The organism is Streptomyces lunalinharesii, from assembly GCF_039532155.1.
GTDB classification, from domain to species: domain Bacteria; phylum Actinomycetota; class Actinomycetes; order Streptomycetales; family Streptomycetaceae; genus Streptomyces; species Streptomyces lunalinharesii.
Window position 1 is genome coordinate 63,034 of the sequence record NZ_BAAARK010000001.1, and the last position, 12,767, is coordinate 75,800.

The 12,767-nt window shown below is 68.2% G+C and carries 11 protein-coding genes; 7 read left to right on the forward strand and 4 right to left on the reverse strand.

Features of this window, described 5'->3' with window-relative positions; all coding sequences use genetic code 11:
- Positions 1–56: 56 nt before the first annotated feature.
- The 3 genes from ABD385_RS00320 (at position 57) to ABD385_RS00330 (ending at position 2,278) form a co-directional block, all read left to right on the forward strand.
- Positions 57–947 carry an LLM class F420-dependent oxidoreductase gene (locus ABD385_RS00320; RefSeq protein WP_344572768.1) on the forward strand — a complete coding sequence of 297 codons (891 nt, stop codon included), beginning with the start codon at positions 57–59 and terminating at the stop codon, positions 945–947.
- Between the two features lie 225 nt (positions 948–1,172).
- Complete coding sequence (locus tag ABD385_RS00325) at positions 1,173–1,712, forward strand: hypothetical protein (protein WP_344572769.1); 540 nt, start codon at positions 1,173–1,175, stop codon at positions 1,710–1,712.
- A gap of 245 nt (positions 1,713–1,957) precedes the next feature.
- Positions 1,958–2,278 carry a hypothetical protein gene (locus ABD385_RS00330; RefSeq protein WP_344572770.1) on the forward strand — a complete coding sequence of 107 codons (321 nt, stop codon included), beginning with the start codon at positions 1,958–1,960 and terminating at the stop codon, positions 2,276–2,278.
- A 337-nt stretch (positions 2,279–2,615) separates the two neighbouring features.
- Here ABD385_RS00330 and ABD385_RS00335 read toward each other — a convergent pair whose 3' ends face one another.
- The 4 genes from ABD385_RS00335 to ABD385_RS00350 form a co-directional block, all read right to left on the reverse strand.
- Entirely contained in the window at positions 2,616–3,080 is a 465-nt protein-coding gene (locus ABD385_RS00335; RefSeq protein WP_344572771.1) for a hypothetical protein, read from the reverse strand.
- Positions 3,081–3,159: 79 nt separating this feature from the next.
- Positions 3,160–7,170 carry an SGNH/GDSL hydrolase family protein gene (locus ABD385_RS00340; RefSeq protein WP_344572772.1) on the reverse strand — a complete coding sequence of 1,337 codons (4,011 nt, stop codon included), beginning with the start codon at positions 7,168–7,170 and terminating at the stop codon, positions 3,160–3,162.
- Between the two features lie 11 nt (positions 7,171–7,181).
- On the reverse strand, positions 7,182–7,388 hold the full coding sequence (locus ABD385_RS00345; protein ID WP_344572773.1) for a hypothetical protein: 207 nt from the start codon (positions 7,386–7,388) through the stop codon (positions 7,182–7,184).
- Positions 7,389–7,690: 302 nt separating this feature from the next.
- The gene (locus tag ABD385_RS00350) at positions 7,691–8,260 is read right to left on the reverse strand and encodes a hypothetical protein (protein ID WP_344572774.1); all 570 of its coding nucleotides are present in this window, start codon (positions 8,258–8,260) and stop codon (positions 7,691–7,693) included.
- Between the two features lie 1,100 nt (positions 8,261–9,360).
- Here ABD385_RS00350 and ABD385_RS00355 point away from each other — a divergent pair.
- The 4 genes from ABD385_RS00355 to ABD385_RS00370 all read left to right on the forward strand — a co-directional run bounded on the left by ABD385_RS00355 (position 9,361) and on the right by ABD385_RS00370 (position 12,663).
- The gene (locus ABD385_RS00355; protein WP_344572775.1) at positions 9,361–9,780 is read left to right on the forward strand and encodes a GNAT family N-acetyltransferase; all 420 of its coding nucleotides are present in this window, start codon (positions 9,361–9,363) and stop codon (positions 9,778–9,780) included.
- Positions 9,737–10,054 carry a GNAT family N-acetyltransferase gene (locus ABD385_RS00360; RefSeq protein WP_344573473.1) on the forward strand — a complete coding sequence of 106 codons (318 nt, stop codon included), beginning with the start codon at positions 9,737–9,739 and terminating at the stop codon, positions 10,052–10,054. Before ABD385_RS00355 ends, ABD385_RS00360 begins: the two co-directional genes overlap by 44 nt.
- Positions 10,055–10,309: 255 nt before the next feature.
- Complete coding sequence (locus tag ABD385_RS00365) at positions 10,310–11,647, forward strand: hemolysin family protein (protein WP_344572776.1); 1,338 nt, start codon at positions 10,310–10,312, stop codon at positions 11,645–11,647.
- Positions 11,644–12,663: a hemolysin family protein gene (locus ABD385_RS00370; RefSeq protein ID WP_344572777.1), complete on the forward strand. Its 1,020-nt coding sequence runs from the start codon at positions 11,644–11,646 to the stop codon at positions 12,661–12,663. Before ABD385_RS00365 ends, ABD385_RS00370 begins: the two co-directional genes overlap by 4 nt.
- Positions 12,664–12,767 lie beyond the last annotated feature (104 nt).

Sequence of the window (12,767 nt, forward strand, 5' to 3'; positions counted from 1 at the left end):
ATTGCATGCGAGTTGAGGGTTGCCGACCCCCGGCGACCCACTCCCAAGGGGGCCCGATGACACGACCCTTCCGCTTCGGCGTCACGCTGCTCACCCTCGACTCCGGCCCGGTCTGGCGGGAGAAGTGCCGCCGCGCCGAAGGGTTCGGCTACGACGTGCTGCTGGTCCCGGACCACCTGGGGTGGCCGTCGCCGTTCCCCGCCCTGGTGGCCGCGGCGGAGGCGACCGAACGCCCGCGGGTGGGCACCTTCGTCCTGAACGCCGGCTTCTGGAACCCTTCGCTGCTGGCCCGCGAGGTGGCCACCACCGACGCGCTCACCGGCGGGCGGCTGGAACTCGGCCTGGGCACCGGGTACGTCAAGGCCGAACACGACGGGGCCGGCCTGCCCTTCGGAACGCCCGGCCAGCGGGTGGACCACCTGGCACACCTGGTCCAGGAGCTGGACCGGCTGCTCGGCGACCCCGGGCACCTGCCGCACTCCCCCCAACGACCCCGCCCGCCGCTGATGATCGGCGGCAGCGGGCCGCGGCTGCTGCGGCTGGCGGCCCGGCACGCCGAGATCGCGGCGTTCACCGGCGGCCGGCAGGCGCCGGGCCGACCGGAGGGCACCTTGGAACTGCTCCCGGCCGAGCGGGTCGCCGCGTCCGTGGCCGCGTACCACCGGCACGCCGCGGACCGCGCGGAGCCGGCCGAACTCAACGTCCTCGTCCAGCAGGTGCTGGTGACCGACGACCGCCGGGCCGCCGCCCGGGAGGTCGCCGCGCAGGGGGTCGGGGTGGACGCGGACCAGGCACTTCAGGTGCCGACGCTGCTGATCGGCACGCCGGCGCAGATGGCCGCGCAGCTGCGCGAGCGCCGGGAGCGGTACGGCTTCTCGTACGTCACCGTCCTGGACACCTCCATGGCGGCGTTCGCACCGGTCATCGAGGAACTCGCCGGCAGCTGACCGGCGGTCGGCCGCCGGGAATGCGATCGACAGCGCAGCGACGCGCACGTAACGCCGGAGGACTCCACGCCCCTGCCGCCAGATGCATCCCCACATCGGCGGGCCGTCGACTGTTCAGAGACGACCCGCGCCGAGAATTTCAACAAAAGGTTGCACGCCTGCGCATTGAGGACCGTAGTGTCTTAACACGTCAGGGTTACCTGACCGTCACATGAGGGAGAATCAGTGAAGTCTCCATTATGCCTGGGCGTCGTCTCCACAACCCTGTTGAGCGCGACGGCGGTCATGCCTGTCGTACCGGCAACCGACCAGCGGATTCGGAGGGCCGACAAGCCGGTGCCCACCCTCGACATCAAGGTCGATGAGCAGGCAGGGGCCGAAGCCAGGCAGATCATCGAGTCCAACACCCCGGCCGCCACAGGGTTTGCCGATGCCAGCCGCTCCAAATACACCATTTCCACCGGCGCTGCGCGCTACGGAACCTACGGGACCACGTACACCTGGTCCGATGGCACCACCACCGGTCCCTCGCTCTACGACGGTCCGAACTGCACCGTGTTCTTCGACGACATCAGCCCATCCGGGCACACGGGAGTGCGCCTGCGCTCCAGCCACCTCGCCGAAGCGGCCAAGGAAGACCGCTGCGTCTGCACCAAGCCCATGCACCAGAATCGCGGCTACCGCGGCAAGACCTACCCGTACCTGGAGTCCTCCAGTGGGTCGGCCTTGGTCGACAACATCCGCACGGTCAGAAGCGGCAACTGAAAATGAACCGACCACAAGCACTTCGCATACCAGTCGTCGTCGCCGGAGTCGCGATGGCGGGCCTGGCCGTTGCCGGATGCGGCGCCGCACCAGTCACACCCGAGCCCGCTTCGGCCTCCGCCACCGGAACTTCCCCCTCTCCACCCACGCCAGTTGAGACGGGCAAGCCAGAAACGAGGGCGCCGAGTCCAACACCACCCAGGAGGCCGGAGACATCGCAGACTCCCTCTGGTCCCGTTGCGACCATGCCAGCAGCCGCGCCGACTACGCGGGGCAAAACGAAGGTCTACAGGTTCGGCGACATCGAAATCCTGCTGACGCCGAACGAAATAGGCGTCTACACCGCCATCCACATACCCAACCCGTCCCACGAACCGATGACGTTCTCGATCTCAGTTCGCGTGAAGGGGCCAGGTGGGTACGCCGCGTTGATGAACCGCAAGTTCCCCAGCGTGCGGCCCCGCGACACGGCGCGAGAAGGCGGGCTCCTCATCGACCATGGCAACGCCCCTGTCCCCGGTGACCCGGTACCGGAGATCGTCTCCTTCGAGCAGAAGCCCTCATGAATGGAACCGCGTAGGACGCAGACCAACCTCGCATGCCGACGCCGCTGCCGGAAGCCCGCTCCTGCCCGCTTCAGGGCACCCGTACCAAGCCGGTCGACCCGATCCTGGGGCAGGGGCCTTCGACTGTCCGAGCCGCAGGCCTGGCCCGGACATCTCCTACCGCAGTGCACACAGTTCTGGGCGAAGCTCAGCCCCACAACGCTCACCCGAGCCTGCGGCGATGCCGGATACCTCTCACGCAACCGTCCGGCTCCGTCGAAGTCCTCGTTGACCGCGGACGCGGTCACCTCCGGCGCCGCCGCGCAGGGCGAGCCCTGGCAGAGGTCGATGCGGTCGGTCAGGCAGGGAATACCCCGAAGATCAGTATGCTGACCATCACGGCGCCCGCCACCCCGTACCCCGAGGCCGGCCGGAGCCTCTCCACCCCGCCCGTTGCCGCGATGATGCCCGCTCCTGCTGCCAGGGCAAACGACCACCAGTGCGGATGCAGCGGATCCGAGCCCCACCGGGCCGCCTCTGCCATCGCCACCCAGGTCAGATAGGTTCCCGCGGAGGCCAGCGCGAAGGCCGAGCGCAGGCCCAGCAAGCCCATCACCTTCCACAGCACCACGGCGGATACCGCCAGCCACATCAGCAACGCAATGGGCTCCTGGTACGGAACGCATATCTGTCCGGTCGGCTGACGCGCACACAGTTCGCTCCCCGCGCGCTGGCCCCAGTTCCACAGGGGGACTCCCGCTGCCGCAGCCACCGCCGTCGCCACGCCGCAGCCGGCTATCTGCATTGGGCTGTTGAACTTCACCGTGTTCCCCCTGATCGGAGAAGGGGCCGGGAGGGGGCCTACGGCATCCTCCCGGTCCGATCGCTTGTGGCAGTTGTTTCTATCCCGCGCTCAGGGTCTTCTCCAGCGCGTCGGCGTACAGCCGAGCCCCTGCAATCTTGGGGTGAAGGGTGGAGGACCCGACGGGCTGGTCGGTGAGGTCGGGGTCATCGCCTGGCGACTTGTCCAGGACGATGGCGTGGATGTCTTCGGGGTCGCCGCAGGCCCCCTTGTCCTTGAAGTTGGCGGTGGGGTCGGAGAAGACGATGTTCATACCGGCGTCCGCGGCTGCCCCCTTCATCTCGGTGTTCATCACGTCGGACATCTCGTTGATCCATGCCGCCTCGGGCTGGCCGATAGCGGGGATACAACCGCCGCCCTTCGACAGCAGCTCGGGGTAGCCCATAAGAACGATCTTGGCGTGTGGTGCCTTCGTTCTGATCTCCTTGAGCGTCGCGGTGATCGCAGGACGCACCTGCTCCTTGATCATCTTGGGTTCGTAGTCCTTGAGTGGGCCCGGGTCGCCGTCGAGTGTGTCGTCCTGGCAGGCGCCGGTCACGCCCAGTACGCAGGCCTGGAAGACCTTTGTGAATCGGGCGTCGTTGCCGCCGATGGATATGGTCACGAGCGTGGTGTTCTGGTCCAGGTATCCCTGCTGGATCTGCGGGGCCTCACCGAAGTGCTGTCCTGTTCCCGATACGTCGGCGGTGACTGCGCCCGAGCACGCGATCAGGTGGTAGTCCATATCGGGATCCCGCGTATCGGCCAGTTCCCCCACCGGCTTGGACGTGCCTGGCAGTGTCGCCTGGCGCGACCATGCTTTCTTGGAGCGGTGGCAGGCGTCGCGCAACTTGGGGTCATCGCCGAGAACGTCGGTCTCGTGGTAGTAGTCCACCCCGTTGGATTCCGAAACGCCTTCGCCTGAGGAATAGGAGTCCCCCATGGCGACGACGAAGTTCTTCGGCTTGGCCTTGAGAGGGGTGAATCCCACTGCGTCCCAGGCCACGTCTTCGGCTCCGTCGCCGCCGGGCTCGTGGGTGGACAGGGACACGCTGGGAGTGCCGGTGAAGTTGAAGACGCCCAGGTCAACCCACTTGTTGGAGCCCACGCGCTGAGGCAGAACGCGGATGTTGCCGGTGGAGTCGGTTCCCCCGATCTCGTAGGCGGCCTTGCGGGTGTGCGCGCCGTGGTCGGGAAGGTGAACCATCACGCGCGCCCAGCCCTTGAGGGGGGCGTTGTCCAGAGTCCACTTGCCGGTGATGTACATGCGTTTGCCGTCGGCATCGGTGGGGTGGCCTGTGGTCTTGTCACGGGTGTGGGAGAAGTAGAAGTGGCCGCCATAGCCGGCGCCGATCTGGTGGGTGTCGATCTTTCCGGGATAGGTGCCTTTCCAGTCGGTGAAGGTGAAGTCGAAGCTGCCATCGGACTGGATGCCGTTGGGGCAGGAGCGTTCTGGTGATCCTGCTGGACGTGCACCGTCCTCCAGGTCGTCGATGACGTAGCTTCCCGCAGGAAGACCGGGAGTGCAGCGCGGTGGGTAGGAGTCGGTCACGTCGGGCTGTTCGGGGTAGTCGGTGGTGTTGAAGCGCTCGATGGGGTTACCGCACTGGGCCTTGCCGACACAGTCTTTCCAGGAGGCTTTCTTGTTCCACCAGCAGTGAAGGTAGTCGGGTGCGTCCTCGTCCTTGTCGAGCTGGCAGGCTCCCTCGCCGGGGGCGTTGGAGTCGTTGTCGCCGATCTTGCCCGGGTCACAGTGGTTGGAGGCGTCGCAGAACAGGTCGATGGGCGGCTTGGCCCGGGTGCGCGAGACGGTGTCGTTCCACCAGGCGGGGCGGTAACCGGCGCCGAACTCACCCGGCTTGGTCATGGCCTCGATGGGGCGGGCGGCCCAGCCGATGACCTTCTCGGGGTAGGGCCAGTCCTGTGGGTGGGCTGCCTGAGAGTAGTCGTCCTTGCCGGTGGGGCCTTCGAGGAACAGGCCGCGATTGGCCTTCCATAGCGGGTTGGCGGGGTTGTTGGTGAAGCCCAGGCCCCAGTAGCCGTTGTTCTTGTCCTTCTGGGACTCCGGGTAGAAGCCGGAGTTGTACGCCCACAGGGCGAAGAACCAATTTTCGATGTACTCGGGGCGGCCGTCGTTGATGGTCATCCCGGCTCCGTGGGTGGTGTTCCACTTTTCGGCGAGGATGTCGGCGCCGGCGGCGATGTTGGCGGTGTAGTCCAGAGCGGCGGCTTCCTGCTGAGCCTTGGTCTTGGGGGTCTCCCCCGGCTTCTCCTTGCCTGCCATACGCATGCCGTCGGTGACCTGGGTGATGCCGTAGCCGCAGTCGGCGTCATCCCAGTGGATCTGCCACGGGTCGCTTTGACCGCCGTCAGGGGCATAGTCGATGCCGTAGTAGTTGCCGATCAGGGAGTTGGCCGTGACGCCTGGGACCGCGTATCGGGTGGCCTGCCACATGTTGGTCTCCTGAGCGGTGACGCCCAAAAGGACCTGCGACGGAATGTGCCAGTGGTCGTCGACGTCGGTCTTGCCATTGGGGTCGCCGTCCAGGACCCGCAGCGGGAAGAGGGTCTGGGGCCGGTAGGCGGCCATGTTGGTGCCCTTCCAGTCCGCTCCCCGGTCGATCCACTTGTTCAGGTTGTTGACCACTGCCTGGTTGACGGCCCACTCCACCTGGCGGGGGGAGGGCTGGTATGCCTGCTTGTCGGGGTCGTTGCGAGGAACCGCACAGGTGCGTTCGTTCTCAACCGGATCGTGCGGGTCGCCTGCTGCGGCAACGCGTTTCTTGGTGCTCACTGTGCTGCGGGGCGCGACCAGGGCTGGTGAGGGCGTACCAGCACCGCCGGCTGCAGGCTTGGTCTGCACTGTTGCGGTCTTGCCGGTGCCCGTCACGTACAGGGTGGTGTTGACGGTGCGGGTAGTCCCGTATTCCTCGGGACGGATCCGGGTGTCCTTGCCGTCCGCCCAAACAGTGCTCAGCGCCGCATGCCCCTTGCTCGAGACAAGTGCGCCCTTCGGGAGGCCGCCGGGGGCACGAACATGGGCCGGCGCCTTCGCTGCAAGCACGGCGCTGCCGGTGATGAATACTTCTCCGTTCGCCGAGCGGGCCAGGTCGAGTGCGGCAAGCTTGCCGGTGGCGACCAGGGAGGGCTTGGCTTTTTCGGTCCGGGCCAGGTGGTAGACGCTGCCCTTGTTCTGGGCGGAGGTCTTTTCCTGACCGGGCCGGTCGAGATACGTCAGAGCCCCGGAGGTGTCCCGCATGATCTGGAAGGGGACGTTGTGGGTGTCGGCAAGCACGGTGCGATGGCCCTTGGAATCGATGCGGACCAAGCGCGCACCGTCGGCCGCCACGATGGCGCCCTGCCCATCGGGAATCGCGGAGGTGACCTGTCCTGCGAGCTTCAGCGGCTTACCGGCGGTCGCCGTGGCGACGTTGACGGTGATGAGACGGGTGGCGTTCTCCGACATGGCGTCGTCGGTGAACTGTGAGAGGACCGCTTCCTCCCCGGCCCCGCAGCCGGGCGAGAAGTAGGCCAAAGACGCCTGTACGGGGAGTTTCGTGCTCTTGCCGGTAGTCAGGTCAACCACCGCGGTGAAGGCGCCGCGTGACATGAGGTCGGCTTTGTTGGTGAAGGTGCGCGGTGCGTAGGCGACGATGGCGCGTTTTCCGGAGGCGGTCACGCACGCGTTGCCGATCCAGGTGTCGGCGTCGAAGCCCTCTTCGCTGAGGGTCGCCACGGTCTTGAAGCGGTATCCGCTGTCGGCGTCGGCGACCAGGACGTGGAATCCGTTGGTGTCGCCGGTTGTGGTGATTGCAGTGTCAGACGCTGCACCGAGGATGTTCTTGCGGTCCGTGGCGGGGATCCGGTCGGGGTGATGCTTGCCGCCGCCTGCCTGATCCGTGGGCCCGCTGGCAGCGCCATACGGTGGGCCGGACGGTGCGGCTTGGGCCGGGAGGCTCGTAGGGAAGGTTAATAAGGCTGCCCCCAGAGCGGCGACGGGGACAGCCCATCGCCGAACGTTTCCCTGTCTCCTCCTTCTGCTGTTCCAGCACGGTCGTTTGCTGGTGATCACTCGGTTTCCTCTCAGTAGTTGCTCACGTGATCGATGTAGATCTTCGGCGCGGACGGGACGGGCCCGAGGTGCGGACCGCCGACGGTGTCCGTACCGGACTTCGTGGCTCCTGGGGCGAGGGCGTCCAGGCGGAAGGTGAAGGAAGCCACCCAGTCCTTGCCGTCGCCGATACTGACCGCCACCTCGTAACCAGCACGCCGGCCAGTGGTGTTACGCACGGTCACGGTGGTGAGTACGCCGTCCGCCCGGGGAGTGGCTTCCACCTCGACGTCGCCGTAACGAAGGATCCGTGTGCGGCCCCTCTGGGTGAACGACGGCGTGGGGTCGGCCTGCTCAGTCGGTTCACTGGGCTGCGGCGTCGCGCGAGTGGATGGTGGCGCGGACGCTGTTGCGGTCACGGAACCGGTCACGCCAGACATGCCGGTGTCGTGAGTGCCGGCCGCGCATCCGGCAGCGAGAACGGTCAGGGCCGCAACGACGCTCGGCCGCACCCAGTACAGGTGCGGCCGAGCCGGGGAGCCTAGTTGCATGCTCCGACACCAAGCTTGTTGTCCACGACGACGGTGCCATTGGGCTGCTTCATGTAGGAGTAGGCGGTGCCGCAGTAGCCCCTGTTCTGGTACACCGGCCCCGCGTAAGTGGAGTAGGTACCGAAGTCCTCCACAGCCGGGGTGTCGGTGTAGTTGTCGTTCAGGCGAATGCCCATGTATCGGGCGGCGCCGGTGTCGTTGAAGAACACTCCGCAGATCGGCTTGTCGTAGTAGGCATTCGGGCCACTGGTCTTTCCGTTCGTCCAGGTGTAGACGGTGCCGTAGGTGCCGTAGCGGGCGGCCGAGACGGAGATGGTGTATCCGGAGCCGCACACGTTGGCGGCGGCAGCGGCAGCGGACGGGTTGGCCTCCAGGATCGCCTTCGTACCCTTCGGTGCTTCCTGGACCATGGTCAGCCCGTTGGCGCTGCCTCCAGCGAACTCGATAGTGGCCGCCGCGGTGCTGGAGCCCGACATGGCCGCCGACGCGGTGGCGGTCGGGACGAGGACGGCACCGGCGAGGGCCGCCGCCATGGCGGCCGTGCGTATCAGCCTGGTCATTCCGTGTACCCCCTGTGAATGCGGTTGATGGCCCGCAGACCCTACGGGAGTTCATGAACACGCCAAGGAGGTTACGGTCGTCACCGTACGGAATTCGACAACCTGTCATTTTGTGGGCTCGTCCAGGCAACCGCCCTCGAACTTCATGACTTACGCCAGACGCAATGCAGGAAACATCCCGGATGTACCGCTCGCATGGGAAGCGCCGGAAATTCGGGTGGGCAGGGCACATGCACCTACTGCATCGATCAAGCGACCACGAGAGTCCGGGTATGGCTCGAACCGAAGGGGAATCGTGCCAGCCCGCCGACCGCCCGGAAACCTGTGCCGACAGAGACATTACAAAATAAAGTGGGAGAACTCCGGATACCCGAACCCTCGCCTCCGACCGACCTCGACGACCAAGACTCCTCGAACCTGAGACCGGATCACCTGTCCGGCGACAGAGAATCACGACAGCTGCACCCGCCCAGAATTCGCGATCATGGCCAATCCCGGGACCGGCGTCGCCCGCCCGGCCCGGGCCCTGCGGGACCTGCCGGACGAACTGGTAGTTCGAGCCCGGGGCGACCGCATCATGAGGTTACGAAGCAGCCTCAGACCTAAGAACACCTCCTACATGGCCAGTTGGCAGTTGTGCCGGGCATGGGCAATGGCCCCTTGGGTTCGATTACGCCGGAAGGCGTGTGGGAGATCGCCAGGCCGTTGCCGCCTCCGGCTCGCGATCGGCGGCAGGGTGATGGACCGCCGAAATCGATCACGAGGCGGTCTCCGCCTCTCTGGTTCGACGCATCGAAGTCGACTATCCACCGCCGGATTCCCATCCGGCCCAGAGCTGGGCCGTGGGGCAATTGCACCGGAAGGCGCGCCAATTCATGGACGGGCAGCACCTGGTCGTCCCGCCACAAGCGGTCCTCGACTCCGCTCATGTCCGCGCCGAAAACGGGGCGAACTTGCAGGCCCAAGCCCCGTGGGTCAGGGAGAGCCCGGTTTCGAGATGCACATTTCGTCCGACGTGAACGGACTACCCCCTACGGGGCGGGCACTCCACCACAACACCCTTCTCCCCATCCGGACCAGCGCTCTGCTTGACTCAACCCATGAGTGATCTCCACATCCGCTGCGCGACCCTCTCGGACATCAACACCTTGTTGCAGTTCTGGCGCGAAGCCGCGGAGGGAACGAGCATCAGCGATGACCACGACGGAGTGACCCGCCTCATCACACGAGACCCTGAAGCCCTGCTCCTCGCGGAGCGCGACGCCATACTCACCGGAACCGTCATAGCCGGCTTCGACGGATGGCGATGCTCCGCCTACCGACTGGCCGTACACCCCGACCATCGCCGGCGAGGCATCGCCACCGCCCTGCTGCAAGCCGCAGAACAACGCTTCGCCGCCGTGGGCGGGCGACGCGTCGACGCCATGGTCCTAGAGGTCGACGAACAGGCCCACCACACGTGGGCTACGCGCGGCTATCACCGCGAGGACCACTGGCGACGCCGGGTCAAGCCCTTGTAGTCACGCGGCCGGACGCGCAGATCTATTCGAGCAGCCAGGACTCGACGGCTGGCGGTGCCACCTGTACCGGCTGGCAGTCCGGCCCGACCAGCGCCGGCGCGGGATCGGCGGTGCGCTGCTGGCGGCGGCCGAGGAGCGGTTCGCCGCGCTCGGCGGGCGGCGCGGCGACGCGATGGTGCTGGACCGCAACACCGCCGCGCACCCCGCCTGGCGGGCCGCCGGGTACGCCCCGGAGCCGCAGTGGAGCCGTTGGGTCAAGCCGCTGGACGCCTGAGCGCCGAGCGTCGCACGAGGAGCCCGCCCCCGCCGGGGCGGGCTCCGTCGCGTCCTCCCGGGGCTCCGGTCGCCGACCCGACCGCCGACTTTGCCGATCCTTTACCATGGATGTCCGGGTGACGGACTCCCGGTTCCCCTTCCTGCGAAAGGTGTGTGAGCGTCCGGCCATGGCCGAGCCTCCTAGTAGTCGTGCGTCCCGTCGACGGGACGCGAACCTCCCGAACGTGTCCGACCATGGGACGGAGGTGAACCGATGACCGACCTGCTCCTGCTGGCCGTGGCCGTCCTGCTGACCCTGGCCTGCGGCGTCTTCGTCGCGGCGGAGTTCTCGCTGACGACCGTCGAGCGGGGTGACCTGGAGCGGGCCGCCGCCCGCGGCGAGCGCGGTGCGGACAGCGCCCTGAAGGCGGTCCGCGGACTGACCTTCCAGCTCTCCGGCGCCCAGCTCGGCATCACCGTGACGGGCCTGATCATCGGCATGCTCTCCAAACCGGCCATCGCGACCCTGCTGGACGGTCCGCTGGTCACGATCGGGCTGCCGCGCTCCGCCGCGGACTCGGTGGCGCTGGTCCTGGGGACCGCGCTCTCCACCGTCGTCCTGATGGTCGTCGGCGAGCTGGTCCCCAAGAACTGGGCGATCTCCAGCCCGCTCGTTGTCGCCAAGCGGGCGGCCACCGCCCAGCGCGGCTTCAGCGCCGCCTTCAAGCCGCTGATCACCCATTTGAACAACACCGCCAACCGGACCGTGCGCCGCCTGGGCCTGGAGCCGGCCGAGGAGCTGGCGTCGGCCCGCGGCCCGCAGGAGCTGGTGGCGCTGGCCCGGCACTCCGCCAAGGAGGGCGCCCTGGAGGCCGACACCGCCGAGCTGTTCGTCCGCACGCTCAGCCTCGCCGAGCTGACCGCGGAGAACGTAATGACCCCGCGGGTGCAGGTGGTGGCCCTGGAGCTGCAGTCGACCGCGGAGGACGTCGCCAACGCGACCCGGGCCACCGGGCTGTCCCGCTTCCCGGTCTACCGCGGCAACCTCGACAGCGTCGTCGGCGTGGCGCACATCAAGGACGTGCTCGCCGTACCCGCCCACCTGCGGCCCCGGCACCCGGTCTCCGAGCTGCTGCGCGAGCCGCTGCTGGTCCCCGAGACGCTGACCGTGGACCGGCTGCTGGACCGGCTGTCCGGCCGTCGGACGATGGCCGTGGTCATCGACGAGTACGGCGGCACCGCCGGGGTCGCGACGCTGGAGGACATCGTCGAGGAAGTGGTCGGCGAGGTCCGCGACGAGCACGACCCGCTGGAGATCCCGGACCTGGCTCCGGCCGGCACCGACGCGGCCGGCCGGGCGGTCTACCAGGCCGACGGCGCGGCCCGCACCGACCAGCTGGCCCGGATCGGACTGCGGCTGCCGGAGGGCCCCTACGAGACGCTGGCCGGCCTGATCGCCACCGAGCTGGGCCGCATCCCGCAGGGCGGCGACACGGTGGAGGTGGCGGGCTGGACGATGGACGTGCTCGACGCCTCCGGCCACCGCGCCGCCCGCGTGCTGCTGCACGCCCCGCCGCTCGGCACCCCGGACGCCGAGGAGGTCGGCCGATGACCGCGCTCCAGCTCTTCGTCGGTCTGCTGACGCTGGTCGTCAACGCCTTCTTCGTCGGCGCCGAGTTCGCCCTGATCTCGGTGCGCCGCAGCCAGATCGAACCGTACGCGGAGGCCGGGGACCGGCGGGCGGGCAGCGTGCTGTGGGGGTTGCAGCACGTCTCGGCGCTGCTGGCCGCCGCCCAGTTGGGCATCACGCTGTGCACGCTGGTGCTGGGCGCGGTCGCCGAACCGGCCATCGCCCACCTCCTGGAGCCGGTGTTCGACGCGGTGGCGATCCCGCACGCGCTGATCCACCCGATCTCGTTCGTGATCGCCCTGGCGGTGGCGACCTACCTGCACATGCTCTTCGGCGAGATGGTCCCGAAGAACGTGGCGCTGGCCGAGCCGGTCCGCACCGCGCTGCTGCTCGGGCCGCCGCTGGTGGCGCTGACCCGGGCCCTGCGGCCGGTCATCTTCGCCGTCAACGCGCTGGCCAACAGCCTGCTCAAGCTGCTGCGGGTGGAGACCAGGGACGAGGTCGCGGCCACCTTCTCGGACGCCCAGCTGGCCCAGCTGGTGGAGGACTCGCGGGCCGCCGGGCTGCTCGACGAGCGGGCCCAGGAACGGCTCCGGGACGCCCTGGAACTGGGCCGCCGCCCGGTGCGGGACGTGGTGCTCCCGGTGGGCTCGGTGGTCTCGGCCCGCATGGGGACCACCCCGGAGGAGCTGGAGCACCTGGCCGCCGCGTCCGGCTTCTCCCGCTTCCCCGTCGTCGACGACACCGAGCGCATCCTCGGCTACCTGCACGTCAAGGACGCCCTGGACACCGCCCCGCGCACCGCGCCGTTCCCGGTGTCGGCGCTGCGCCCGATCGCCCGGGTCCGGGCGGCCACGCCGTTGGACGACGTGCTGACCGCGATGCGGGGCTCCCGGACGCACCTGGCCGCGGTGATCGGCGACGACGGCCGGCTGGCCGGACTGGTGACCATGGAGGACGTGCTGCGGGAGCTGGTGCTCCAGCGCCCCGCGGCCTGATCGCCGGCCCGCCGGAGCATCGGGCCGACGACGGCACCGGCGCCCGGTGGGCCCCGCGCCCAGCCCCCCCCCCTGACCGATCGGTTAGATTACTAACCGATCGG

Excerpts from the sequence above, each read along its gene's own strand:
- ABD385_RS00320 (WP_344572768.1), top strand. The coding sequence starts at position 57 with ATGACACGACCCTTCCGCTTCGGCGTCACGCTGCTCACCCTCGACTCC.
- ABD385_RS00350 (WP_344572774.1), bottom strand. The coding sequence starts at position 8,260 with ATGACCAGGCTGATACGCACGGCCGCCATGGCGGCGGCCCTCGCCGGT.
- ABD385_RS00370 (WP_344572777.1), top strand. The coding sequence starts at position 11,644 with ATGACCGCGCTCCAGCTCTTCGTCGGTCTGCTGACGCTGGTCGTCAAC.
- ABD385_RS00355 (WP_344572775.1), top strand. The coding sequence starts at position 9,361 with ATGAGTGATCTCCACATCCGCTGCGCGACCCTCTCGGACATCAACACC.
- ABD385_RS00365 (WP_344572776.1), top strand. The coding sequence starts at position 10,310 with ATGACCGACCTGCTCCTGCTGGCCGTGGCCGTCCTGCTGACCCTGGCC.
- ABD385_RS00330 (WP_344572770.1), top strand. The coding sequence starts at position 1,958 with ATGCCAGCAGCCGCGCCGACTACGCGGGGCAAAACGAAGGTCTACAGG.